The organism is Spongiimicrobium salis, assembly GCF_043678055.1.
In the GTDB taxonomy this organism is placed as follows: Bacteria; Bacteroidota; Bacteroidia; order Flavobacteriales; family Flavobacteriaceae; genus Spongiimicrobium; species Spongiimicrobium salis.
This window is the reverse complement of sequence record NZ_JBHEQA010000002.1, coordinates 604,024-630,394: the sequence shown is the minus strand read 5'-3', so window position 1 is coordinate 630,394 and position 26,371 is coordinate 604,024. Positions and strand designations below refer to the sequence as shown.

Here is a 26,371-nt window from a genome sequence, read left to right as displayed (position 1 = left end):
AACAGTTGGCTACAGCAAAGGAGAAAATAGCGTGAAAAAAGATAAATGGGCATTGATACTAGGAGGGAGTAGTGGTTTAGGACTGGCTTCTGCGTTAAAATTAGCTGAACACGGCTTCAACATCCTGATTGTTCATCGAGATCGCAAAACAGACGTGCCCGGCATAGAACAGCAATTTCATCGTATTTCGGACTATGGCGTACAATGCCGTAGTTGGAACCAAGATGCCATACAGCCTGAAAGGCGGCTGAAGTTGATTCGGGAAATAAAAGATACGCTAGGGCAAGAATCTTGTATACATGTGCTTGTACATAGCATAGCCAAAGGAAACCTAAAACCGATGTTCTCGGAACAAGAAAGAACGCTGGATCATCAGGATTTTAGACTAACACTGGATGCCATGGCAATAAGTTTGTATGATTGGACGAAAAGCCTGGTGCAAGAAAACCTCTTTTTTGAGGATAGTCGTATTATTTCTTTTACCAGTGAAGGGAATCGTAAAGCATGGCCTAATTATGCGGCCGTTTCCGCTGCGAAAGCAACACTAGAGGCCATTACTAGGAATATTGCCTTGGAATTTGCTCCTTTGGGCATCAAAGCAAATTGTATTCAGGCGGGAATGACAGATACGAAGTCGTTTCAGATGATTCCTGGAAGCGCTCAATTAAAGGCAAACGCTCTGGAAAGAAATCCCAGCGGGAGACTCACACAACCGGAAGATGTAGCCAACGTTGTATATTTATTAACACGGAAAGAAGCGGCATGGATTACTGGAACAGTATTGAAAGTAGATGGAGGAGAACACCTTTCGTAAAAATGTAAATCAATGAAATTAAAGTATTTAGTGTTATTTATTTTATTTTTTTGTTTATGTGCAAATGGTCAGAGACATTATCAAGATACCATACCCTTTAAAACGCATTTGGGGCTCATCACTATTCCCATAATTTTTAATGGTATTGAAAAACAATTCTTATTCGATACCGGAGCGAGTCATAGTATAGGTTTCTCTTGGGTGGGAAAGGAATTGAAAAGTACAAGAAAAACCATTAATGTTTCTTCTTCAGGGGGTAGGGTGAGCAAATTACGTTATCACAAAAGTGGAAAAATAGAATTGGGATCTGTCAAAATCAATAAACATCGTATTCTTAAAACGAGAGATAGCGAGATATTCAGCTGCTATAATATTGATGGTGTCTTGGGGGTAGATATTATTTCAGAATTCAATTGGACCATAGATTTTAAGGAAAAGTACCTGATCATGTACCCCAAGACTTTTGTCCCGGAGAGTACGCAGCTGATGCATCCAATGCAATTGCAGCATAAAAGAAGGCCCTTTCTTATTTTGAAAACTGAAAAGGGAAAAAGTGTCCGGTTTTTGTTGGATACCGGAGCAACTTCTTCGGATATCAACAAAAAAGTACTATTGGACACTAGTTCTGAGAATCCTTTAGATTATGAGATCTATAGTGGCTCATATGATTTCAACGGAAAAAGAAAGAATAGCTTTTTAAAGGTATTGAAACGACCATTTACCTCAGAAAAAGTCACCATTAATGGAGTGTTCGATTATGGAATACAAAGCAGTAAGATAGGGAACCGCCTATGGAAAGACAATCGTCTTTTTCTCAGTGAGAACAAAAAAATGTTTTTGGTAAAAAATCCCGTTTTGGACGAATTTAGAAGCAACTATGACTGCTCTTTTGTTTTTAACGATGGAGCTATTATTGTGGGCCATGTGGTTGTAGATAGTGAGGCATGGGAAAAAGGGATTCGACAAGGAGATGAAGTAAAGGCACTTAATGGAAAAACCTTTTCCAATTTCTGTGAAATAACCAAATATCAACGAGGATTGGTTGATGTTGATGATAAAATTATAGTAACCCTTATGGACAATAGTGCCATTGAATTAAGGAGACAGCAGCGTTTCTAGAGATCGCATGAAGATAAAAGAACAGATTATGGGTCAATTGCCTTATACGGCTCCATTTTTATTTGTGGATAAGCTACATCATGTAGATCGCGATACCGTAAAAGGGGAATATACCTTTAAGAAAGAGGAATACTTTTATGAAGGACATTTTAAGGATAACCCTGTTACCCCAGGAGTTATACTTACTGAATGTTGTGCTCAAATAGGATTGGTTTGCATGGGTTTATATGATTTAATTGAAAGTAATAGTTTAAGCAATAAAAATGATTTTGCTATCGCTTTTAGCAGCTCCGAAATGGAATTTTATCTGCCTGTGTATCCCGGAGAAAGCGTAACAGTGGTTTCAGAAAAAATATATTTTAGATTTCACAAATTAAAATGTGCCGTTAAAATGTACAGCCCGGAAGGCAAGTTGATTTGTAAAGGAATATTATCTGGAATGCTCAAATCCAATGCCGATGAATAGGAGAGTTGTTATTACCGGTTTAGGCGTTTGTGCGCCCAATGGCATAGGATTGGAATCGTTTACAAAAGCATTGATCAAAGGAGAAAGTGGAATAGCCTTTGACGAACAGCTTAAGGAGCTTAATTTTGGATGTCAGATTGCCGGGCAACCAGATCTTGATACCGTTAATTTAGAGGATTATTTCACTCCTTTGCAATTACGTGGCTTAAACGCCAGTGGCATTCTCTATGGGGTCATTGCTGGTAAAGATGCTTGGGATGACGCTAACTTGCCCTTGGCCCCTTCAGATAAGCCAGATTGGGAAAATGGAATCATCTTCGGAACGGGTATTTTAGGGGTAGACAAGTTTAGGGAATCGATATATCTTGTAGATGAAGGTAAAACCAGACGCTTGGGAAGTACTACTGTAGTGCAGACTATGGCTAGTGGCATTAGTGCTTTCCTAGGGGGAATTTTGGGGTGTGGGAATCAAGTCACCACAAATTCGTCTGCCTGTACTACGGGTACTGAGGGACTATTGTTGGCTTTTGAAAGGATACAAGCGGGAAAGGCAGAACGCATATTAACGGGAAGCTGCAGCGATAGCGGTCCTTATGTTTGGGGAGGCTTTGATGCCATGCGTATTTTACCCAGGCAATATAATGAGGCTCCTACTAAAGCTAGTAGGCCATTGAGTGCTTCTGCTGCGGGTTTTGTACCTGGAAGTGGGGCAGGAGCCCTAGTGTTGGAATCCTTAGATAGCGCTCTAAGTAGAGGAGCACGGATATATGCAGAAGTTTTGGGAGGTGCTATCAACAGTGGTGGACAACGAGGAGAGGGAACAATGACGGCTCCTAATAGCGAAGCAGTGCAACGTTGTATCATTGCTGCTGTAAAGGACGCCAAGATCAAGAAAACCGATATTGATAGCATTAACGGACATTTAACCGCCACGGCAAAAGATTCCTTGGAAATTAAGAATTGGTCCCAAGCCTTGGAACGTTCCGGTAATGAGTTTCCCTTTATAAATTCATTTAAAGGAAGCATTGGGCATTGCCTTGCCGCTGCCGGCAGTATTGAATGTGTTGCCACTGTACTGCAGTTTAAAGAGCAGAAACTATTTGGGAATATCAATGCGGAAGACCTTCATCCTGAAATCGTTAAGCATATTGATAAGGTTAAAATCCCCCAAAAAACCATTAATTTTTCGCCAAAAATCATTGCAAAGGCCAGTTTTGGCTTCGGAGATGTAAATGCCTGTGTTATTTTTAAATCTTATCACGACTTATAAGATGCCATTGCTTTTTTTAAAAGGTGGTAAAGAAGAAAAATGAACGAACTAAAAGCAGTACATGAATAAAGAAGAACGTTATCAAATTCTAAGGAATATTATTAAAATTTATCTTCCAGAGGGAGTTACGGTCAATGACATTTCTGAGGAAAGCAACTTTATTAATGAATTGAATATCAATTCAGCAAATTTGGTCGATATTGTATTGGATGTAGAAGATGCTTTTGATATCCTCCTGGAAAATAATGATATGGAGGACATGCAAACGGTTAGAGATGCCTTAATGATTATTGACACCAAATTGGCAGATAAAGTATAAATAGCGCATGAAAGTGAAGGAAATCATTGCTTGGGCCAAGTCAAAATTAAATGTAGACAAACGCTTACTACTTACCTATTGCCTGGTGTATTTTACATGGGGGTTGGGGATGAACGAATTTGGTAAAATAATGGAAATTGCCAGATTTACCTATTGGTGGCAGGTGATTAGCTGCTACATACTTTATATGGTTCCTATCTCTTTGCTCTTGCGAAAACTACCCTTTCATACGCAATACGCTTATGGTCTTGTAGCCATGGGATTGTTGGAGTTTGGTGGGTATGCATTGGAAACTTCCTATGCCTATCCCAACAATCTATTAGAGCAATTTTTTGGTATCCGAAATTTTAGTTTGGGTATGGCCTTATTCTTTTCATTGTATTTTCCATTAGGGAATTGGGGTGTGGAAAAGATATACAACGCAATATTTGTTCAGAAAAAGGCCTAAGTTTTCTTAATACAAGTCCATTAGCCTACTTCAAATTTAAAGGTAACCACAACCTTATTGGCTTCCCGTTTCTTTTTGACATTGATATCAAAATCAGAAGAGTATAAAGTGGTTTTACCAATAAGCATTTTACCTTCTTTTTTGAAGCTAATTTCAATTTCCTTAGTAATTCCCTTCAAGCTTAGGTTGCCCGTAACCGCATATCCATTATTCTTGGGAACAATGGCGGTACTTTCAAAAGTAATCAAGGGGTATTTATCCTTATTGAAATATTTTTTTCCTCGAATGCTCCAATCCCTAAAAACATTTCCGGTTTTTAAGGTCTCCGTTTTCACAGAGCCTTTAAATTTAGAATTCGCTATATCATTCCAATCAATAGTGGAAGAGGAGCTAAAACCTTTAATACTTCCTTTGACATTACTGGATGTATAAACATAGGTGATTTCAGCATTGGAAATTTTTGCGTCATTTTGTGAAAAAGAGGTCGCAATAGTTAAAAAAAGTACGGTTAATATGATATTGAGAATCTTCATTTTTTGAGTGTTTTTATCTTCTTGTTTAAGGTTTCCATGCAATTAAAACGCCATATGACCAAAAAAATCGTTGTAATGGGGTCCGGTGCACCTACGGCATATCAATAAAATTCGGTACTTTGCATACGAGACCTTATAATGAAATGAAAATGAATGCGCTACCTAAATTAGCCTCATTCTTTTTGTTGCTTTTTTTGAGCGTAAATTACACTACAGCTCAGGAAAAAGCAAAAAAAGATACCGATGAAGCTATAAAAGTCAAAAAGCATACCGTAATGGAACGTTATGAGCCAGGACTGGTGCTATCTGCGGAAGAACGTTTGGAGAAAAAAAAGAATCGTTTGGCCGAAATCAAAAGAAAACGGGCAATTATCGATACGATGAGTATATCCAATCGAAAAAGACGCAAACTCCTGTTGGAATTGTATCGAAGTCCATATTCTACACGCTTATCAAAAGCGTTGGCCGCTTCGGATCCGCAAAAAAAGGATAAAGAAAAAGAATAGCTCCCTTTTATCTATATCACCAACACTAAAAGACTGCTTCGCTTCCCCCTTAGCGAAAGCGTGCGTACATTTTCCCTTTTCGTTTTTGTAATTGTTGTCTTAAATAGGTGATGGACTCTGCTATGGAAGCTTCAAAACTAGCTTCACTTGCTTCTGCGAAAATTCTAGGGCCAGGAATGCTTAACCTCATATTACATATCATTCCCGTATCTGGAGAAGAAGTATTTTCCTTCTTAAAAAAGACATCGGCCCTCATGACAAAATCATACTTGTCGAAGAGCTTTTTGAGCTTTGCAGCTGCCATAATTTCGAGACGTCCGCTGGCTTTAACACCATCGTATTCAAAGTTAATGTTCATACCTTAAAATTTTCCTATAATTTAAAAATAATTGTGCTCAAAAACAACTTATTGTTGTTAAGAGATTTCGTTTGTTTCTATGATAAAAGACGTAAAACAGGACACCAACAATGCGTTAAAATTTAGTTAATTGACCGCTATTCATTACAAATTGCCAACTAAGGATTTAATTTTATGAAAAATACACTATCATGAAAAAAATATTTTTAGGTGTTGGTATCCTATGTCTTGCTTTAATTGGCATTTCGGCTGGTATTACCAACAATGAGACTCCGCTTAAAGATGGATTTACCACTGGCGATTTAAATGTAGGTTCCATCAACGCTTTGAGTTTTGGTCCGGAAGGAATCTTGTTTATTGGAGATTCAAAAAACGCTATGATCTATGCCCTTGATACAAAGGACACTGAAAACAAATCAAAATCCGATCGCATTAATATTGGGGATTTTGATCAAAAAATTGCGGCTTCCTTAGGAACTACCGTAGATAAGATACGTATAAACGATATGGCTGTGAATCCAATTTCCAAACAGCCGTATTTTGCTGTCAATACCATGGATGGAACAGCAGTATTGCTAAAATTGAATGGTGAAGCCATTGAAAATGTTTCCCTCACAGCTGCCGATCATTCTAAAATTGAACTTTCTAATGCCATTGCCGCAGATGCAAAAGACCGTAGAGGTCGTTCCAGACGAGTTTGGGCAATATCCGATATGAAATATCACAATGGGACCGTAATGGTTTCTGGGCTATCCAATAAAGAATTCAGTTCTACTTTCAGAAGTATCCCTTTCCCTTTTAAAGGAAGTCAAGATTATGCTTCTTTGGAAATTTACCATGCGGCTCATGGAAAATTCGAAACCCATGCCCCCATCAAAACTTTTGATGTCATCACCTTGGAAAATAAAGAATATCTTATGGCCAGTTATACCTGTACCCCGCTAGTACTATTTCCTTTGGAAGATTTAAAGCAGGGCAAACATATGAAAGGTAGAACTGTGGCCGAGTTAGGAGCTGGAAATTCACCTTTGGATATGATCAGTTTTAAAAAGGAAGGAAAACCCTATTTTGTCATGTCAAATACCAATAGACCTGTAATGCGAATGGATTATAATACCATTGCCAACTTTAAGGAGTCCTTGACAGAGCCTGTAAATGATTATATTGCTGTGGGTGTGGAATACGTTTCCCTACCTATGGTCAATGTTTTACAATTGGATAATCTGGATGCTGAAAATGTTGTTTATTTGCAGCGAACATCATCAGGTAATCTGGTGTTGAGAAGTAGACCTACAAAATGGATGTAAGCAATAACAAGACAATACTAAAAAAGATCAAGTACTGCTTGGTCTTTTTTTGTTTTGTACTAGGTCCGGGGTGCCATCCTGATTCCCCTAAAACCAACCTAAAGGTGGTATATGAGGGAAATAAAGCCGTAGCCATTCAATTCTATACCAATAGTGCGGATGGTCCATATAAGGTGTTCTTGGGAGAAGGTACAAAAACTCCAATCCTTGGGGCCTTAACGTTAAAAAACAATAGGTATATTTTTAAGCCTATAGTGCCTTTTACCGAAGGAGAAAGCTATTCCATATATCGAAAAAACACCCTCTTTTCTGAATTTTATATAAAAGAAAATAAAGGAAGTCAGCCAGAGTTAATGGCAATATACCCTACAAGGGATACGGTTCCGGAAAATCTACTGAAAATGTACTTTGTATTTTCCGAACCCATGCAGGAAGTTGGGAATCCTCTAGACTACATCAGCATAAAAAATAAAACCGATCAAAAGGAAGAAACCATTTTCTTGGATTTGGAAGCCCAATTATGGAATGCAGCACATACAGAATTGACGCTTTGGTTGGATCCAGGGAGAATAAAAACAGATTTAATTCCCAACAAAGAAAAAGGGCTTCCGATTAGAGAGAATAAAGAATATTTGATTCAGGTGAATGCCACTTGGCGTTCAGCAAATGGAACTCCCTTGAAACGGACGTATGAAAAACACCTTTATGTTTCGGCACGTGACGATCGGAGTCCAAAAGTTTCGGACTGGAAAATTAAGCGCCCCAAGATTGGAACCAGGGATATGCTGAAAATTGACTTTAATGAATCTTTGGATGCGATGTTATTACGGGAAACCATTCAATTTTATACCACAAAAGGGGAGATTCTAAAGGGAAAAATTAAATTACAAAACAAGGAGCAAGGAATCTCTTTTTATCCAGATGAATCCTGGAAAAAAGGGGACTACAAGATTCAAATTGCAGCAAAATTAGAAGATTTGGCCGGCAACAATCTCAATCATGTTTTTGATCGGGACTTGGACAAATCAGCCTTAAAATCCGAAGCTGTTTTGATGGAGTTTTTGGACTTCAAGATGGAATAAATGCATTTTGTTTTCTTTTATTGAAAAAGTCGTATTTCGTTAGAATGGAAATAAATCCAAGGAAATCATTATGAATTCCATAAAATAATGCCACAAATGATGCATTATCTATGAATTAAGAAGCATTATAACAAAGTCGTTTTGCCAGTACTTATATTTTTATATTTTTGGAGGCTTACTAACGAAAACACCAAAAATATAGCACTTTATGTCTGATCAAAATACGGCCTCTTCCGATAGTATTTTAGCCCCAATAAGCTACAAAGAAAAAATTGGTTACGGCCTTGGAGATTTAGGATTCAATTTTTATTGGGCCAATATCTCTGCCTTTCTCTTAATTTTTTATACCGATGTATTTGGAATCACAGCTGCTGCTGCCGGTACCATGATGTTGGTCACCAAAATAGTGGATGCATTCACAGATCCCATCATGGGAGCTATTGCTGATCGTACCAAGACAAAATGGGGAAAGTACAGACCCTATCTTTTATGGGCAGGCTTGCCCATGGCAGCTGCAGGTGTTTTGACCTACACCACTCCAGATATGGCAGAAGGGGGAAAGGTAATATGGGCCTATGGAACCTACACGATTATGATGCTTATGTATACCATTCTTAGCGTTCCTTATTCAGCACTCTCCGGAGTAATTACGGGAAGAAGTCAAGACCGCACCGAATTGATTAGTTTTAGATTCATCGCAGCTTTTACAGGAACAACATTGGTAAACTTCTATACCTTGGATTTGGTAGAATACCTAGGAAATGGAAATGAAATCTTGGGATGGCAACTTACTATGGCCGTGTATGGTATATTGGCCGCTATTTTATTCGCTATTGTGTTTTTTACCACCAAAGAGCGCATTACTCCGCCGGCAAATCAAAAAAGTAACCCTATTGGGGATTTAAAAGACCTCCTTGGAAACCGACCGTGGTTGGTTCTTTTTAGTTTGGCCTTGATCATTATGATTACGATTACGATGCGGGCGGGGGCTTCCATCTATTATGTGAAGTATTATGTAAATAGGCCAGACCTGATCAAGTATTTCCTAACGGCTTACGGTTTAGCTTTAGCGGCAGGGGCTGCACTTACGCCGGTAATGACCAAATTTCTTGATAAAAAACGGCTTATGATGTTGCTAATGACCATCACGGGCATTTTATCCATAGCGTTCTTTTTTGTACCCAGTGATGCCATTTGGCTCATGTTTGGAATCCATATTTTAATAGGATTGGCCCTAGGTCCTAAATCGCCTTTGGCATTTTCTATGTATGCGGATACTGCCGATTATACGGAGTGGAAAACCGGAAGGCGAGCCACGGCCATGACATTTTCAGCAGCCATCTTTTCCCAAAAACTGGGAGGAGCTTTAGCTTCTTTTGCCATTGGAGGAGTACTGGCCACCATGGGGTATGTAGCCAATGAAGCGCAGTCCGATGCTTCACAAACAGGGATAGTGCTGGTAATTAGTATTATTCCGGGGATCATTGCCTTACTGGCCGCTTTTGTCATGCGTTATTATACTTTGGACAATACCTTATTAGAACAGGTGCAATCGGAATTAAAAGAACGCAAGCAGAAACAAGAATAAGTTATGATTGGACCAATAGAAGGGGGGGAGCGTTTTGAACTTACAACACCTACCCAATTACCCAATGCCTCTGGTTTTTTATGGAACAAGCATATGATGATTCATATGAATTGCAGGGGTTATGCCGTGGCGCAATTTATGCAACCGGAACCTGCAAAATATGACCATGCGCCAAATTTAGAAGCAAAAACCTTCATGCAGCCCGAACAACCGTATTATGCCCATCATCCCGGTCGTTTTTGTTATATAAAAGAGGAAAGCAATGGGGCGTTGTTTTCCATACCCTATGCCCCAGTAAAAGCTCCTTTGGATGAATATCAATTTTCTGTAGGGAAAAGTGATTTATTGTGGACGGTCCAAAAGAATGACCTGCGTATAGAGATGCGCCTGAGCCTTCCAAAAGACGAGGCATTGGAGTTATGGACCATAAAGGTGCAGAACCTTTCCAATAGTGAAAAAAAGGTCAGTGTTTATCCTTATTTCCCTGTTGGCTATATGTCATGGATGAATCAATCTGGTGCTTTTAATGAAGAACTCTGCGGTATTGTTTGTAGTTCGGTGACACCCTATCAAAAGTACAAGGAATACGATAAAATCAAAACCTTAAAAGACAAGACTTTTCTCTTGGCCAAGACTGTGCCTACTTCTTATGAAGTTAACCAAAATACATTTGAAGGAGAAGGTGGCCTACATTACCCCACAGGAATTGCTCAAGAAGAACTATCCAAAGGCGATGCTCGATATGAAACCCCGGCCTGTATTCTCCAATACAGAGAATCGTTAGACGCAGGGGAACAAAAGACCTATGAATTCATTTTTGGTCCTGCACGTACAGAAACAGCCATTGCTGAAATTCGTCAACGCTACTTCACTACATCAAATTTCAATCAAGTAAAAAAAGAGTATGCCGCTTATATCAGTGAGGGAGAAACTTGTATAACCATCAATACTCCTGAACCCGAATTTGACAATTTTATCAATCATTGGTTGCCACGACAAATCTTTTATCACGGAGAGACCAATAGGCTGAGTACCGATCCCCAAACCCGAAATTATTTGCAGGATAATATGGGTATGGGTTACTTAAAACCGCATATTGCCCGTGAAGTATATATCACAGCCTTAAGCCAACAAAAGGAGAGCGGGGCCATGCCCGATGGAATTCTTATTCAAAAAGATGCCGAGTTAAAGTATATCAACCAAGTGCCACATACGGACCATTGTGTCTGGTTGCCCGTTTGTTTAAAGGCATATTTGGATGAAACCAATGATTATGACTTATTGAATGTAGTGGTTCCGTTCGCTGAAAATCAAAAAAAGGCTACTGTAAAAGAACACTTGGATTTGGCGATGCGTTGGTTATTGCAAAATCGCGATGAACGGGGGCTAAATTATATTGATCAGGGAGATTGGTGCGACCCCATGAACATGGTAGGACCTAAAGGAAAGGGGGTGTCCGGCTGGTTATCTTTGGCTACTGCCTATGCGCTCAAGGTTTGGGCCACCATTTGTGAAACTGCTGGACAATCCGATGTTGTGGAAGAATTTAGAATGGCTGCGAATAGCCTTAATGAGGCGGTTAATACGCACCTATGGGATGGAAAATGGTACGCCCGTGGTATTACGGATGACAATGTTGTTTTTGGTGTTAAGGATGATCCGGAAGGACGTATTTTTTTAAATCCGCAAGCTTGGGCCTTATTGAGCGGAGGAGCCTCCGTAGAAAAGACCAAATCTATGCTTGCGGCGGTTACAGAACATCTGGAAACCCCCTATGGTGTAGAAATGCTATCTCCATCATTTACTGCCATGCGCGACGATGTTGGTAGAGTGACACAAAAACATCCCGGGTCGGCAGAAAATGGATCTATTTATAATCATGCCGCTGCCTTCTATATCTTTGGCCTTTTCAGTCACGGAAAAACAGAGAAAGCCTATGAACTCTTACGAAAGATGATTCCCGGTCCTGATGAAGCCGATATTTTGCAGCGAGGTCAATTACCCGTATTCATTCCCAATTATTATCGCGGAGCCTACAAACAATTTCCGAGAACCGCAGGGCGTTCCAGTCAGCTGTTTAATACAGGTACAGTGCCGTGGGTATATCGTTGTGTCCTAGAAGGCTTGTTTGGATTGGTAGGGCATCCAAAAGGATTACAGATCAAACCCCAATTGCCCAAACATTGGACGAAAGCAAGTGCAAAACGTCTTTTTAGAGGAGCGATCTTTAATGTTCAGATGGAACGGGGCCCTGTACATCAGATGGAAATTGAAGTTGATGGAAAGCCATTGAAGGGCACTATATTGCGTGGAATTGAAAAGGGGAGGACTTACGAGATAAAGATAATATTAGGAGAATAAAGAATGGCTCCTTACCATAAATGATAGCTTTCATACAATGAAGACTATACGTGTCATTTTTGAGCGATTTATGTTTTGTTTAATATTGATGGCTCATTTTCTAATCGCTTTTTTTAAAGGGGATTCCGTATATGGAATCAACTATACCGTAGGTTGGAGGTATAGTGTAGAAACACTAATCTCACTGTTCTATTGGTATACGGCTTCTTATGTTTGGATACTATATGTCTTGGGGTATGGTTTTTTGGCCTTGTTGGGATATACGCTGCATTGGGGGTTATCTGTACTTCATTTCCTATCTTTTATAGCCCTCTCATTGAGCATGGTGCTGCTTCCCGAATATGATAACGATTTCTTCTTGTTGATACCTCTTATTTCCTTGGGATTATTCATACTTAACATACGATATGCGCGAAAAATAAAAAAGATGTAAGTCATTGACGTATATAGCATTGTATTGCTTGCCTTACCAGATCTTCATTACATTTTTCAATAAATTAGATACTTTAATCGAAAAATGTATAAATATTTATGAATTTTTTCTATCTTTTCACCACCAATAATACACAAGGCTTTTCAAATTCTTCATAGTCGTATGGAATTGAATGCTTTGTTCACGACCATTACCAAACAATATGACCAGTTTCTACACCAGTGGGCCTCAAAATGTGCCTAACACATTGACAAAACCTAAAAGTTCTTTTAAAAAACATGTATGGCTTTCCGTACTTGCGTTGCTTCTTTTTATATCGCTTTATTTTGTGCTTACGATCTGGTTTGGCAAATTGGCATATAATTTATTCAGAGGCCCCTCCGGTTTTATAAATTATATTATGGGGGCGGGATTTGCATTTTTATCCCTTTTTATGGCAAAATCTTTATTCTTTTTTTCAAAAAGAGAAAAGAATCCGCTTAGAGTGGATTTAACGGCGAAGGACGAGCCTGTATTATTTGACTACCTCTATAAGTTGGCGGATGAAGCGGGGGCACCAAGACCTCATAAGGTTTTCCTGACCGATCGTGTAAATGCCAGCGTATCCTATGATCTTTCCATCCTCAATCTCTTATTTCCATCCAAAAAGAATCTTGAAATTGGCCTTGGCTTAGTTAATGTTCTCAATCTTGGTGAATTCAAAGCTGTTTTAGCCCATGAATACGGACATTTTGCGCAACGTTCTATGCTACTGGGACGTTATGTATATACGGCACAGCAGGTAGCTGCTCAAATTGTAGGGAAACGGGATATTTTTGATTCTTTTTTGTCCGGCATATCTAGCATTGATATTAGAATTGCATGGATAGGTTGGATTTTATCCATTTTGGTTTGGGCCATCCGTTCTTTGATCGAAACTTGTTTTGGCGTTGTATCCATGGCAGAAAGGGCACTTTCAAGAGAAATGGAATTCCAAGCAGACCTCGTCGCCGTTTCCTTAACCGGTAGTGATGCCTTGATTCATGCCCTATACAAACTACAAATCGCTGATGAAGCCTATGCCAATACCCAAGAATTCGTAAATAATCAATTACAGCATAAGAAAGCTATTTCCAATATGTATGTTATTCAATCCAACTACATTAGCAAAATGGCGACCTTATTGGGGGATCCCATGTATGGAAAGTCCCCTGAAATTGTCAATAGCAATCCAGATTCCCACAGAATATTCACTGCTAGGAGTTATAATCCTCCCCAAATGTGGGCAACGCATCCGGCAGATAAGGATAGGGAAGAAAATGCAAAAGCACTCTACATTTCAGCAGAAATTGATGACCGTCAAGCCAAATCCTTATTGTCCGATCCTCTTCGGAACGAGCAGGAAATGACCGCAGCATTGATAGCAACTGCTAAAGTAGAAACTATGGTAATGACCGATGAAGAAGGTGTTAAAGCCCAAAATAAAGAATACTTCAATTGGACTTTTTTAGACCCTAAATACCATTCTTTTTATTTAAACAGGTTTTCTTTTGTGAACTATGCCTCTATAGATGAGGTGTATGGAAATTCAATAATCACTACCAATTTAAACAATGCCTTTACCGAGTTATATCCCGAGGAAATCCGTTTAAAAATGGACCAAATCAAGGAAGTTAGAGAGGAAATTGATGCTCTTATTATTTCTGAAAATGAAGTAGTTACCGTGGAAAAGCGCCGTATTTGGCATAGAGGCGAACAAATTAAGCGCAAAGACATTACAACGATCATTAAAAGTTTGAAGGAAGAAGAGAAAACAATAATGGAATCTTTAATAGAACATGATCGTTTCTGCAGGAAGGTACCTTATGCAGCGGCTTTAAAATTAGGTAATGGCTGGTCTCGTTACTTAAAGAATTTGGCTTCCATTGTGCATTATGCAGAGCATACGCTAACGAATTTAAATGATAGCGCCTTAAAATTTCATAATGTCTTAAATGTTGTCCTTGCCGATGGACGTGTTAGTTCTTCAGAATTAAATGATGTTCTAACGGCCTCCAATGATTACTATAGAACGGTGAGGAAACCTTTTGTGGATAGTCTTGCCTTAAAATTGGATGCCTCTTTATTGCATAGATTAGATTTGGAAGACTATAAAAAGGCCTATGAAGAATTTAAATTGGGACCTCCTGAAAAAAATAATATCAACGAGTGGATTCAGGTAATTGATGGTTGGGGAAATGTTGCAAGAAACGGCCTTAACAACTTGAGAAATGCAGCTCTGGAACGTCTTCTGGATGTTGAGGAAACCGTTAAAAATCATTTTCTTGCCGAAAAAGAAGTAGTTGAGAAAGCTCCAACAGGTATTCATCTGGTTGAAAAGTATGATCTTCTATTGCCTGGGAAAGAAAGATCGATTCAGCGAAAATTAGGGTTTTGGGATAGATTCATTGTTGGAGAAGGTTTGTTTGCTTCAACCGCCAAATTTGGAGTTTCGGGCGCTATAATATTGGGTGCACTTCTTTTTGGAAGCGTTTCTCAAAAATCTAGATTGCACCTATACAACGGACTTCATATTCCTGTGTATGTTATTGTAGATGAACAAACAATTCTTATTGACCCCAATGATCATGAGTATGTATCTTTAAATTACGATAAAGACTATGTCATTAAGACTACTACAACTGAAGGTGCTGAAATTGAAACCATAACTTCTGATTTTGAGAATCCTTCAGAAGAATATGTTTACAATATTGCCAATGCTGGCGTTTTCGTAGAATATCCAGTATACTATGGGTATGAAGGAGTTGAAACACAAGAATTTTTAGGGGCTAAAAAATGGTTTTCCTCAGACGCCGATCATATTTTGGAAGAACCTCCTTCATCAATATCCACTTCCTCTACGAGCAAAGGTGGAATTAGGGATGTTCTAACAGGATATAGTAATCTTTCGCCCGGTAATATGATCTCCATTATTGAAAATGAAAAAGAAATAGAAAACCTTATTCTTTCGCATGTGAAATGGGATAGTGGGGAAAGCCCTTTTCTTCTCTCTTGGATGAACGTACTACAAAGTTTTAATGATAATGCTATTGCGGTTTTAAATGAGCGTTTAAAAAACCATCCGGATGAAGTTCAGACAATGCGTGCCTTACAGGATCAGTCCGATTCCATTCAACGGGCCGCTTTATGTGCAAAGAATCTAAAAGCAAAAACAGCTGCACCCAATGATCCAGACAAGTATTATTTGGCCACAAGGTGTATGGAAGATGATTTAGAGAAAAATAAGGCTTTTATTAGCGGATATGAAAAATGGCAAGATCATCCATGGCTTGCATTTGCCGCAGCCTATTCCTATACGGAAAGTGAGGCTTGGGAAAAGGCCTATCGTGCATTTTATAGTGCTACACAAAATAATTTGGCACTAGCTCAGGAAATTAGTCTGGATAGTGAGCGCGTCAGACGCCTGTTACGAGATGATTTTAATATAGAAATACCTTCTTCTCGCACGATTACAAGTGATGTAATCACAGCATACGACAATATGGAAAAAGGAGTTTTGGCCAATAGTTTGGATACCTCTGATCATGTTTTTTATTTAATAGGGCAGGGCAAACTTCAGGAAGCCTATGATTTTATTGCAAATTTTGAAGAAGATCGGCCTTATGTTCTTCGATTATTGGCAGCCTCGCAAGGAGTTCCAGAGCATATTTCAACTGAATTTGACAAGCTTGACGAAAATGAAGGGATTACTTCCATGAATATCTGGTCCAGTTTAGGCTTGACTGTCCGCAATAATAAAGATACAGGTGTTTATATGGACATGTTAAAAGAAAATGGAATTGAAGAAAAGTCTATGCAAGATTTTATCGCTGCCGTAGAACAAAAGGATTTCAGGAAAGCGGGAAAAATTATAGAAAGAGTAGATTTCCGATTGAAAGCCGGTTTTTACGTGTTAGGGAATGTGATGTCTAATTACAATACTCCTCAAAAATGGAAGTCTTATATTAATAGTATCCTATTCGTCAATGAAAAACCTTTTATCCAAATGAAACATTAAAAAAATAGCGGCAACAGCACTATTAACGAAAAGTCCAAGCTAATATCCTACTTTTTTTATGCCCTTGTTGCATCGGTACAAGCTGGTATTTGGCTTTAACTTTATCCAATTGTTTGATCAGTTTGGGGAGATGTTCTTTTTTTGCGATCAAAGTAGTAAACCATCCCACCTGATGTTTAAAAGCTATACTTTGTTTAATCATTCTTTTTATAAATAGGGCTTCCCCACCATTGCACCATAATTCATTGGCCTGACCACCAAAATTCCTTAACGCTTTGGAGGACGAGCCTAATTTGAGGTTCTTTTTCAGGTTGTTTTTAAGAGCTTCGTCCCGGGAAGTATAGAATGGGGGATTGCACATACTGAAATCAAAAAAATCATCTCTCTCAATGACTCCTTCAAAAATATGGGCATGGTCTGTTTGCTGTCTAATTTCAATGCGTTCCTGCAACGCTGGAGTAGCATGGACATTTTTTTTTGCAGTTGCTACAGCCAGTGTATTAGTATCCGTGCCCACCATCTGCCACCCATATAACTGAACGGCTAAAATAGGGTAGATGCAATTTGCGCCAACGCCAATGTCCAAACCTCTTAAAGGAGCTGTTTTTTCTTTTTGATCGAGGATATCGTATATATGATGGATATAATCCGCTCTCCCTGGAATAGGAGCACACAAATAATCTTTTGGCAAGTACCAGTCTTTAAGCCCGTAATGCGTTAATAAAATGGCTTTATTCAAATGAAAAACACTGTCTTTATTAGAAAAATCAATGGTTTTTCTACCAGATTTCAGGATGATTAAATGCGATACAAGATCGGGATGATTCGCACACAGTTTGCTAAAATCATAAGGGATATTATGTAAATTTTTGGGATGCAATAGGCTGTTTCTATGTTGCACAAAGATATTCATATTTCATATACACCCTGTCTAGGGTAGCATAGAAGAAAAGTAAAGTGTTGAATAGTTTTCTTCTGTTTTATTCGTTATAGCAAAAGAAAGGCTGTAATTTTGCAAATCTTAATTTTGATAAAGGTCAATGAATACGAAAATAGGACTACAGGAACGGAAAACAGATAAAGAATTATACAGCTACCAGAAGGGGGCTATAGATAAGATTTTCGAAAAGTTTGAATCCGCTCCAAGTGATTACCACTTGCTCTATCAATTGCCTACTGGTGGTGGAAAAACGGTTATCTTCTCTGAAATTGTCAGACAATATTTAAAGTTGCACTCCAAGAGGGTATTGGTAATGACCCACAGGGTTGAACTTTGTAATCAAACTTCGGCCATGTTAGATAGTTTTGGGGTAGTAAACAAAGTGGTCAATAGTACTGCAAATCTAGATGACCAGGAACGGTATAGCTGTTTTGTAGCCATGGTAGAGACCCTCAATAACCGATTGAACGATAATATGCTGGATATTTCCGACATCGGTTTGGTAATCATTGATGAGGCGCACTACAATTCTTTTACCAAACTCTTTAAGTTTTTTGAAAAATCCTTTATCCTTGGGGTTACCGCAACACCGCTAAGTTCCAACAAAAACCTTCCTATGAAGGACAATTATCATGAACTTATACCAGGAGAGAGCATTGGTGCTCTGATAGAGAATGAATTTTTGGCAAGGGCCGAAGTATTCCAATACGATATGGGTCTTACCTCACTAGAGGTGGGATCAAACGGGGATTATACGGTTAAATCTTCAGAAGATTTGTATACCAGCACAGCCATGCTGGATAAGTTGCTACAGGCCTATCAAAAACATTCCCAAGGGAAGAAAACCTTAATTTTCAACAACGGGATCAATACGTCCATTCAGGTATATTATACTTTTAAGGATGCCGGTTTACCTGTAATGCATTTGGACAATTCTGCCACCAAGAAGCAACGCAGGCAAATTCTGGATTGGTTTAAAGAGACCCCCAACGCGATCTTGACTTCCGTTAGTATCTTAACTACAGGTTTTGATGAACCCACTATTGATACCATAATTTTAAATAGGGCGACCAAATCCCTGACCCTGTATTATCAAATGATCGGTCGTGGGTCCAGAATCTTAAACAACAAGTCTAAATTTACGGTAGTCGATCTAGGGAACAATTACTATCGTTTTGGTCCTTGGGGGGCAGATTTGGATTGGCAAGCGATATTTAAATCTCCTAAGTTCTATATGGAACGTTTGGAGAGCGATGAGGAAATAGAACGTAAATTTAAACATGAAATGCCCGAGGAACTTCGCAGTGAGTTCTCTAAATCTGAAGAGGTTTATTTTGATGTACGGCAAACCTATATTTCCGCAACAGCAAAAGGTGAATCTTCCAAAGTAGTATTGGAAAGGTCCATTGCCCAACACGCAAAAATCTGTATTGAAAATAGCGAGGATGTATACGACGCACTGGCACTTGCCAAATTATTGGGAGGTGATATTGATCAACGCATTGAAACTTACGCAAAATGTATCAGTAGAAGTACCCATAATTTCCTAAGCTGGTTAAAGGATGATTATCAAAAGAAGTTGAATTCGTATCTACGTACTAATTTTGATCAGGTATATGAGGAAATCCATGGATATCCTCCGCCTGAAGAATAAGATATTCCAAACTTTTAGGAGAATACATTATTATGGAAAGAGAGAAATCTCCACTGTTCTTTGTACCTTTAAAACCCTAAACCAAAATCCATGTCATCTTTCGAAGAATTTGCCATTTCCAATCCTTTAAGAAATGCCATTAAGGATTTAGGTTTTCTACAGCCTACGGAAATACAGGCTGCCGCTTTTTCGGTAGTGTCCTCAGGTAGTGATGTCATTGGTATTGCACAAACGGGCACCGGGAAAACATTGGCCTATATGTTGCCCATTTTACAGATGCTACCCTTTAGCAAAGAAAAAATGCCAAGAGTGCTGGTTTTAGTGCCAACACGTGAATTGGTATTGCAAGTAGTTGAAGAAATTGAAAAATTTGGAAAATATACGTCTACGAAGGTACTTGGAGTCTACGGAGGAACGAATATCAATCGTCAAAAAGAAGCTGTAGCCGAAGGAGCGGATATTATTGTAGCTACCCCTGGGCGCCTTTATGATCTTGTTTTGAGCAGGGCTTTGAAGTTGAAATCGATCAAGAAATTGGTCATTGATGAAGTGGATGTCATGCTCGATCTTGGATTTCGATTTCAATTGAACAATATCTTTGAATTATTGCCAGAGCGACGCCAAAATATTATGTTCTCGGCTACAATGACAGATGATATTGAAGCATTGATCAAAGACTTCTTTAAAAATGTACGGAAAATATCGGTAGCCGTAAGCGGGACTCCTTTGACCAATATAGCGCAACAAGCCTATGCCGTTCCCAACTTTAATACAAAAGTAAATGTATTGACCCACCTTCTGGGAAGTGCCGAAACATTTAAAAAGGTATTGATTTTTGTTTCCAATAAACGGATGGCCGATCGCCTCTTCGAAGCTCTAGATGATTTTTATACCACCGAGGTCTGTGTAATTCATTCCAATAAAACGCAGAATTATAGGCTGCGTTCCATTCGACAATTTGATGAAGGGAAAAATCGCATTTTAGTCACTACCGATGTCATGTCCAGAGGGCTGGATTTAGACAAAATCTCGCATGTCATTAATTTTGATACTCCGAGCTTTCCAGAAAATTATATGCATCGCATTGGTAGAACGGGTAGAGCGAAAACCAAAGGAAACTCAATTTTATTATATACGCCTACGGAAGAAAAATCTTTGGAAGCCATAGAAACACTAATGGATTATGTTATTCCCAAATTGGAACTCCCGGAAGCTGTTGCCATTTCCGATGAACTAATCTATGAGGAACGGCCCAAAATTTTAGAGCGATATAACCCTACTAAAATGGCCGATAAAGATGCTCCTGGCCCCAGTTTCCATGAAAAGAAGGAAAAAAACAAAAGAGAGAATCAAGGGGGGAGCTATAAAAGAAAAATTAAGCAGAAGTATAAAAAACCGAAAACAAAGGGGGATAAAAATAACAATAAACGCAACAAGAGGAGATAAAGCATATCCCTTAAGGCACATTATTATCACCCGCCATAAACCAAAAGCCTTTATCTAAGACTTCTGATTTCTTCAGTTTCAATGCGGGATAGTTCTTTCAATTTCCCTTCCTCATAATATTTAGGAAGGTCTTTTAATGCTGTTCCTATGGGGGCTTTATAATTTACATAGTCCTGAAAATGTATTCCATCTACCCTTCTTGGATTATAGGCACTTCTAAAACGAACACCACCACCATCTACTTGATAGTTGTAAGCGATATAATCTATTATTTTGGTATCTGAATTGATCCAGTAATGAAATTGATCATCAAAATCCTTTCCTCCGCCTTCTTGGGCGAAAGTAACTTCCATAATGTCGTAGGCCAAGCCTTTAATGGTTGTTGTGCCCTTATACGTCTTTTGAACAGCTTTGTCATATAATTTATGGGGAAGCGTCGCAAAATAGATAACCGAATTTACAGAAGCAGCATAGGTATCGGCCTCCTTTTTGGAAAGTGTGGTTTCTTTTCCATTAAGCGTTCTGGTCAAGGTTCCATTTTTAAGAACATCATAAATCTCATCTCCATTTTTATCCTTTCCATTTCTAGTATACCTATAGCCATTGGTGTTGTTGAAGGTATAGGTCATATCTCTAAAAACAAAAGTATAATGAGCATTATCATACAATGCTCCGCCATGAGCTTCAAAGGCCTCATCCAATAACAGGGAAGCCTTGTCCAACGCCTCGGAGGCGGGTTTTACCATTTCTTTGACTTCTACAGTTTCTACGTTTTTTTTTGCTTTGTTGTTACAGGAAAAAAGTGCTAAACTAATAAGTAGAATAATGGTAGCTTCTTTGATGTTCATGTTCGATTGTAATTTCTTATGGTTATAATTCAATGATTCCTAAAGGGCTTTCCAAGGTCATTTTAAGTTGGACGGTTGCTGCTTTTTCAATCGTAAGGTGATAGTCCAATTGCTCAAATATACTAGTATACGTCTCTGGATAAGGATGTGTCGCCGTAATTTTGATAAGCTTACATCCCATGTCCGGAAGTTCTTGGGTGGGATGCGTTTCCGACTTACTCCAATCAATACTAAAAGGCACCAATTCCACTTCAGGGGCGGCTAGGGGCAGGGTAAGATCCCATTGCAAAAGCTTTCCTTTTTCGGTGTTCCGCGACCCACCTACAAGCTGTCCCATTTTTTCGTCGTGCCGTTGCAGGATTCGACTATCCTTCTCAATAGCCGTTGTTTTTAAGGCCCATCTACTGATACAAGGCTTACTGAGAAGGTCAATACCCATCCACCTCGGAGGAAGAACTGCGGTGTTCGCCGTATCGATGGCCAATAATTCCAAATAAGCACCATCGGTTAAATTAATTAAGGCATTTTTTGTTCCGAAGCTGGAGTGATGTCCGCTAAAAATAGGTCGAACACCCAATAAAGCCTCAAAATCTTCAATAGCCTTATCCAAATCAAAAACGGAGTATACAATATGATCTAATTGCCTTTGCTGCATGCTTCCCAATTATTATTTGGTTCAAAGATATTACAAAGTACAACAGCCCCTATCGACATTAAGAAAAATATAAGGGAGTTTAGCATCTCATTTTTTAAGTAAGGAAATACCGTTTCGCAAAATTACCATTCATTGTCCAAGATGCACCAGAAAAGCATGTTCATCCTTTATAATTTTGTATCGAAAAATAATTTTAATACAAATCGTAAATAAGATATTATGAGCAAAAGAGCATTAATTATAGGAGGAAGTAGTGGAATTGGTAAAGCAACAGCCCAAAACCTTCTCCAAGAAGGTGTTGAAGTCCATGTTGTTGGAACCAACGCCAATAAATTGGAAGCTTTTAAGAATGAAGTTTCAGGAAACTTGCAAACGCACCAAGTAGATATTACCAATAGCCAAGAAGTAGCTAAATTGAATGAAGCCATAGATAACTTGGACAATCTGGATTATCTGGTAAATGCTTCTGGAGTTTTTGGACCTAAACCATTTTTGGATCACACTGTAGCCGATTACGATAGCTATCAAGACCTAAACAGAGGGTTTTTCTTTATTACGCAACGCGCTGCCAAGAAGATGGCAGCTACTGGGGGTGGAGCTATCGTAAATGTTGGTTCTATGTGGGCCAAACAAGCGGTTAAAGCAACACCTTCTTCGGCCTATTCTATGCAAAAGGCAGGATTACATTCCTTAACGCAACATTTGGCCATGGAATTGGCAGATCACAAGATAAGGGTAAATGCCGTTTCTCCTGCCGTTGTTGAAACTCCCGTATATGAAAGTGTCTTTGGCGGGAAAGAAGCTGCGGAAAATGCCCTTCAGGATTTTCATGGTTTTCATCCCATAGGTAGAAATGGTAAGGCTAATGATGTTGCTGATGCTATTTCCTTTCTATTATCCGATAAGGCATCATGGGTTACCGGTGCCATCTGGGATACCGACGGAGGGGTGATGTCCGGAAGAAACTAGAATATTTTTTCCATTTCAATAGGGGTACGTTCTAAAATGAATGTACCGCTATTGTTATTTTTAGTGTGCCCAAAATCTAAAAAAAAAAAGAAATTGCGGATCAAGGGCCAATACGGATACCCTATCTTTGGCCTTTCTATTGTTCGTTTAACTGCTTATTTATGGACTCTTCCCACTCAAAATACCTTATAATTGGTGCAGGCTTATCTGGACTTACCACCGCGTATATGCTACATAAGCATGGTGAGACCAATTTTAAAGTTTTGGATGCAAGAAAAAGAGTAGGCGGAAGAATCCTTACGCGAAATGCGATAGATTTTGGAGCAACCTGGTTCCACAATCATCATGAAAGTGTGGTAGCCTTGTTGGCTGAGTTGAATATTTCCAAATTTCATCAATACAATACAGGAAAGAGTATCCTTGTTTACAGTAGTATGGCCCCTGAACAATATTTTGAGAACGACCCCAGTGTTATCCCTCCATATCGTATCAGTGGAGGAACTTCGGCGATGATCTCCAAATTGATGGCGCCAATATCGGAATCGCTCGTATTGGATACAAAAGTGCATGCCATTGAAGAACAGCATGATAAGTTGATTCTACATACCAATCAAGGTCAATATAGTTCGGAAAAGGTAATTGTCACGATTCCCCCACGAATCCTACATCATATTGATTTTTCACCAAAGCTTCCAAAGAAGTTAAGAAGAATTATGAAAACTACCCATACTTGGATGAGCAATGCCATTAAGGTAGGAATACAGTATGATCGCCCCTTTTGGAGGGAAAAAGGTCTTTCAGGAACTATCGTTGGACAGGTAGGAGCAGTGACAGAAATCTATGACCATACCGATGAATCCAATGCGAATTATATTCTTATGGGTTTTGTCAATGAAGGACTAAGGGATACGACTCCAGAGAAGCGAAAGGAAAGAATTATAACGTATCTTTCAAAGTATTTGGGGGATGAAGCGCGTCATTTTTTAAGGTATGAGGAGTTGGATTGGTCCAAAGATAAAAATACCTCCTCTAAAAGAATCAAATCGGTTTACATTAGCCCTGAATATGGCAACGATGCCTATGACAATTTTTACATGAACGGCAAGTTGTTCTTTTCTGGAGCAGAAACGTCGGCCATACATGGTGGCTATATGGATGGAGCCATAGCGCGAGGAATCATTTCGTACAAGAAAGTAATTGGTTAGTTTTACACGATTCGTTTTCAAAACGAACTAAAAATATACTGTTATGAGTGATGCGAATTCAAAAATTACCCAGTATCATTTGCATAAGGCGCATCCGGAAAAATTGCAATTTGAACTTTATTCTTTATGGGAATATCGAAATAAAAATGTAGAGAAAGCGGCGATACCCCATTCCCATAGTTACTACCAGATTATCTGGTTTTTCAAGGGGGGCGGGTCGCATATCATCGATTTTAAATCGTATGACATCAAGGAGAATACGCTATTGTTTGTGACCAAAGATCAAATCCATGCTTTTGATGACAACCTGGACATCGATGGATGGCTGATCCATTTTAATGAAAGTTTCTTTACGCCTTCCGATGTTGATATTCTTTTGAAATACAATATTTTTAGCTCTTTGCAACATCCATGTTATGCTATTGATGCAACTATGGCGAGAATCGGAGAATCCTATATTGACTTAATACAGGCAGAATTAAAGGAACGCCATCGTTTTGGATACGAAGATGTAATTCGTTTTCTATTAAAGTCATTATTGATCAATTTAGAACGAATTCAACAACCGGATTCGGACAATAGCAGCGGACACACCTACTATGAGCTACAATACTATACCTTTAAATCTCTTATTGAAACGCACTATAAAGGAGGCTTGTCCATACATGAATATGGAAGCTTACTGCACATTTCATCAAAAACGCTTACTACAATAACCAAAACAGTTGGTAATAAACTGCCTTCACAACTCATTGCTGAACGCATTATCCTAGAAGCCAAACGCCTCTTAAAATTTACAAGTCTTCAAATTAGTGAAATTGCTTTTCGCTTAGGTTTTGAGGATGCTTCCTATTTTGTAAAATACTTTAAACGATATATGGGAAGTTCTCCAAAGAAGTACAGAAATACGGTACTTTAAAATCATCTGTTTACCACCAATAAGCCCTCGCTTCGATCTGCTATGGCGATATGTGAAGCGGAAACGGCAACGCCATTGGGTTGCCTTAATGGCGCCTGTATGGAAGATACGATACTACCCGTTGTAGGATCTAACACATCAATGACAGTACTGTTCAATCCTATAACGAATAATTGAGAACCGTCCGTTCCAATATTAATAGGCTCGTAGGGTAATGAAATTAAAGAAAGGGCATTGCTATTATTCAAATCTATAACGTGAATACCTGGGGCAGCAAAATGGGCTACATATAATCTATTGTCTAAGAATTCACTTTCCAAAGGAAAGTTTGCCGGCCCCACAGGGGCATCAAAAGTACCTCTATACGCACCAGGGGTAAGTACCACCACCTCTGGTGTAGCAATTACTTGTGCATTGGCATCAAACGCAACCATTTGTATGCCCCAATTGGCAACATTCCCTAAATCCTGTGAATAAAATGCCGTAGCCCCACCATTTGCGGTTGCAGCAACATGGACATCAGGATTACCAGTGATATTGTCCACAACCGGAATGCCATCATTGACCAAGGTAATACTATTTGCCGTATAGGTATACACTTGAGTATCCGAATTGGTAGAACCACCAGAAACCGCTACAATACCATTAGCTGCGGAAATTCCGGAGAAAATACTAAAACTGGTCTGCGTAGTTGCCACCACAGCGGGCTCCATAGGATTATCAAGGTTAAAAGACCGGAGTGTTCTTCCAGATTGTGTAAACAGTTGTCCAGTGCTCTCATCCACAGTAATATCGTCGGCGGAAATAGTTAACAAATTACGGGCCATACTTTCCAAAGAAATCACTTCTATTTCACTTCCGCAAGCCGCGTAGGCATAGCCGTTGTATATCACTACATTCTGACAACCATTGCTAGCTAAACTATCTCCTTCATCCCTATCCGAAGGTGTATCCTCATCACCAGAAGGAGTGTCTGGGACATTGATCGTAGGTTCCTGACCATCTTCAGAACTACATGCTTGCAGTACTAAAAGAAGGCCAAAAACAACTATTAAAATTATGGGAAGGAAGCTACTTTTCTTTTTCATGTTTTTA

24 protein-coding genes are annotated in these 26,371 nt (G+C 39.0%); 18 read left to right on the top strand and 6 right to left on the bottom strand.

Annotation, left to right across the window (positions count from 1 at the left end; translation table 11 throughout):
* Positions 1 to 31: 31 nt before the first annotated feature.
* The 6 genes from ACEXOE_RS12115 (at position 32) to ACEXOE_RS12090 (ending at position 4,436) form a co-directional block, all read left to right on the top strand.
* Positions 32 to 814 (top strand): enoyl-ACP reductase FabI, encoded by a 783-nt coding sequence (locus ACEXOE_RS12115; protein WP_394749067.1) that lies wholly within the window; start codon positions 32 to 34, stop codon positions 812 to 814.
* A gap of 12 nt (positions 815 to 826) precedes the next feature.
* The gene (locus ACEXOE_RS12110) at positions 827 to 1,933 is read left to right on the top strand and encodes an aspartyl protease family protein (RefSeq protein ID WP_394749066.1); all 1,107 of its coding nucleotides are present in this window, start codon (positions 827 to 829) and stop codon (positions 1,931 to 1,933) included.
* Between the two features lie 7 nt (positions 1,934 to 1,940).
* Positions 1,941 to 2,399 (top strand): 3-hydroxyacyl-ACP dehydratase FabZ family protein, encoded by a 459-nt coding sequence (locus ACEXOE_RS12105; protein WP_394749065.1) that lies wholly within the window; start codon positions 1,941 to 1,943, stop codon positions 2,397 to 2,399.
* On the top strand, positions 2,392 to 3,669 hold the full coding sequence (locus tag ACEXOE_RS12100; RefSeq protein ID WP_394749064.1) for a beta-ketoacyl-[acyl-carrier-protein] synthase family protein: 1,278 nt from the start codon (positions 2,392 to 2,394) through the stop codon (positions 3,667 to 3,669). Before ACEXOE_RS12105 ends, ACEXOE_RS12100 begins: the two co-directional genes overlap by 8 nt.
* A gap of 61 nt (positions 3,670 to 3,730) precedes the next feature.
* Positions 3,731 to 3,988, top strand: a complete 258-nt coding sequence (locus ACEXOE_RS12095) for an acyl carrier protein (RefSeq protein ID WP_394749063.1) — start codon at positions 3,731 to 3,733, stop codon at positions 3,986 to 3,988.
* A 7-nt stretch (positions 3,989 to 3,995) separates the two neighbouring features.
* Positions 3,996 to 4,436, top strand: coding sequence for a hypothetical protein (locus tag ACEXOE_RS12090; protein WP_394749062.1), 441 nt, complete (start codon positions 3,996 to 3,998; stop codon positions 4,434 to 4,436).
* Between the two features lie 20 nt (positions 4,437 to 4,456).
* Here ACEXOE_RS12090 and ACEXOE_RS12085 read toward each other — a convergent pair whose 3' ends face one another.
* Positions 4,457 to 4,969, bottom strand: a complete 513-nt coding sequence (locus tag ACEXOE_RS12085; protein WP_394749061.1) for a YceI family protein — start codon at positions 4,967 to 4,969, stop codon at positions 4,457 to 4,459.
* A 119-nt stretch (positions 4,970 to 5,088) separates the two neighbouring features.
* Between ACEXOE_RS12085 and ACEXOE_RS12080 the strand changes: the two genes are divergently transcribed.
* On the top strand, positions 5,089 to 5,475 hold the full coding sequence (locus ACEXOE_RS12080) for a hypothetical protein (protein ID WP_394749060.1): 387 nt from the start codon (positions 5,089 to 5,091) through the stop codon (positions 5,473 to 5,475).
* A 49-nt stretch (positions 5,476 to 5,524) separates the two neighbouring features.
* Here the strand turns inward: ACEXOE_RS12080 and ACEXOE_RS12075 are convergent, their stop codons facing one another.
* The gene (locus ACEXOE_RS12075; protein ID WP_394749059.1) at positions 5,525 to 5,833 is read right to left on the bottom strand and encodes an HPF/RaiA family ribosome-associated protein; all 309 of its coding nucleotides are present in this window, start codon (positions 5,831 to 5,833) and stop codon (positions 5,525 to 5,527) included.
* A gap of 191 nt (positions 5,834 to 6,024) precedes the next feature.
* Here ACEXOE_RS12075 and ACEXOE_RS12070 point away from each other — a divergent pair, with 191 nt between their 5' ends.
* The 6 genes from ACEXOE_RS12070 to ACEXOE_RS12045 all read left to right on the top strand — a co-directional run bounded on the left by ACEXOE_RS12070 (position 6,025) and on the right by ACEXOE_RS12045 (position 16,640).
* Positions 6,025 to 7,140, top strand: coding sequence for a hypothetical protein (locus ACEXOE_RS12070; protein ID WP_394749058.1), 1,116 nt, complete (start codon positions 6,025 to 6,027; stop codon positions 7,138 to 7,140).
* Entirely contained in the window at positions 7,131 to 8,222 is a 1,092-nt protein-coding gene (locus ACEXOE_RS12065) for an Ig-like domain-containing protein (RefSeq protein WP_394749057.1), read from the top strand. The genes ACEXOE_RS12070 and ACEXOE_RS12065 overlap by 10 nt, the downstream gene beginning before the upstream one ends.
* Positions 8,223 to 8,430: 208 nt before the next feature.
* On the top strand, positions 8,431 to 9,810 hold the full coding sequence (locus ACEXOE_RS12060; protein WP_394749056.1) for an MFS transporter: 1,380 nt from the start codon (positions 8,431 to 8,433) through the stop codon (positions 9,808 to 9,810).
* 3 nt (positions 9,811 to 9,813) lie between these two features.
* Positions 9,814 to 12,171: a GH36-type glycosyl hydrolase domain-containing protein gene (locus ACEXOE_RS12055; protein ID WP_394749055.1), complete on the top strand. Its 2,358-nt coding sequence runs from the start codon at positions 9,814 to 9,816 to the stop codon at positions 12,169 to 12,171.
* 37 nt (positions 12,172 to 12,208) lie between these two features.
* The gene (locus ACEXOE_RS12050; RefSeq protein WP_394749054.1) at positions 12,209 to 12,604 is read left to right on the top strand and encodes a hypothetical protein; all 396 of its coding nucleotides are present in this window, start codon (positions 12,209 to 12,211) and stop codon (positions 12,602 to 12,604) included.
* 433 nt (positions 12,605 to 13,037) lie between these two features.
* A complete protein-coding gene (locus tag ACEXOE_RS12045) occupies positions 13,038 to 16,640 on the top strand; it encodes a M48 family metallopeptidase (RefSeq protein WP_394749053.1) in 3,603 nt (1,200 codons plus the stop codon).
* 22 nt (positions 16,641 to 16,662) lie between these two features.
* Here the strand turns inward: ACEXOE_RS12045 and rlmF are convergent, their stop codons facing one another.
* A complete protein-coding gene (gene rlmF, locus ACEXOE_RS12040) occupies positions 16,663 to 17,553 on the bottom strand; it encodes a 23S rRNA (adenine(1618)-N(6))-methyltransferase RlmF (protein ID WP_394749052.1) in 891 nt (296 codons plus the stop codon).
* A 127-nt stretch (positions 17,554 to 17,680) separates the two neighbouring features.
* Here rlmF and ACEXOE_RS12035 point away from each other — a divergent pair, with 127 nt between their 5' ends.
* Positions 17,681 to 19,234 carry a DEAD/DEAH box helicase gene (locus ACEXOE_RS12035; protein WP_394749051.1) on the top strand — a complete coding sequence of 518 codons (1,554 nt, stop codon included), beginning with the start codon at positions 17,681 to 17,683 and terminating at the stop codon, positions 19,232 to 19,234.
* 90 nt (positions 19,235 to 19,324) lie between these two features.
* Entirely contained in the window at positions 19,325 to 20,680 is a 1,356-nt protein-coding gene (locus ACEXOE_RS12030; RefSeq protein ID WP_394749050.1) for a DEAD/DEAH box helicase, read from the top strand.
* A gap of 50 nt (positions 20,681 to 20,730) precedes the next feature.
* On the opposite strand, the gene ACEXOE_RS12025 is transcribed toward ACEXOE_RS12030, so the two are convergent.
* Entirely contained in the window at positions 20,731 to 21,528 is a 798-nt protein-coding gene (locus ACEXOE_RS12025; RefSeq protein WP_394749049.1) for a DUF6503 family protein, read from the bottom strand.
* A 22-nt stretch (positions 21,529 to 21,550) separates the two neighbouring features.
* Positions 21,551 to 22,183, bottom strand: a complete 633-nt coding sequence (locus tag ACEXOE_RS12020; RefSeq protein ID WP_394749048.1) for a VOC family protein — start codon at positions 22,181 to 22,183, stop codon at positions 21,551 to 21,553.
* Positions 22,184 to 22,402: 219 nt separating this feature from the next.
* Here ACEXOE_RS12020 and ACEXOE_RS12015 point away from each other — a divergent pair, with 219 nt between their 5' ends.
* The 3 genes from ACEXOE_RS12015 (at position 22,403) to ACEXOE_RS12005 (ending at position 25,276) form a co-directional block, all read left to right on the top strand.
* Positions 22,403 to 23,152 carry an SDR family NAD(P)-dependent oxidoreductase gene (locus ACEXOE_RS12015; protein WP_394749046.1) on the top strand — a complete coding sequence of 250 codons (750 nt, stop codon included), beginning with the start codon at positions 22,403 to 22,405 and terminating at the stop codon, positions 23,150 to 23,152.
* Positions 23,153 to 23,313: 161 nt separating this feature from the next.
* Positions 23,314 to 24,357, top strand: a complete 1,044-nt coding sequence (locus ACEXOE_RS12010) for a flavin monoamine oxidase family protein (protein WP_394749045.1) — start codon at positions 23,314 to 23,316, stop codon at positions 24,355 to 24,357.
* A 43-nt stretch (positions 24,358 to 24,400) separates the two neighbouring features.
* Positions 24,401 to 25,276, top strand: a complete 876-nt coding sequence (locus ACEXOE_RS12005) for a helix-turn-helix domain-containing protein (protein ID WP_394749044.1) — start codon at positions 24,401 to 24,403, stop codon at positions 25,274 to 25,276.
* A gap of 2 nt (positions 25,277 to 25,278) precedes the next feature.
* On the opposite strand, the gene ACEXOE_RS12000 is transcribed toward ACEXOE_RS12005, so the two are convergent.
* Complete coding sequence (locus ACEXOE_RS12000; RefSeq protein ID WP_394749043.1) at positions 25,279 to 26,364, bottom strand: YncE family protein; 1,086 nt, start codon at positions 26,362 to 26,364, stop codon at positions 25,279 to 25,281.
* Positions 26,365 to 26,371: the final 7 nt, after the last annotated feature.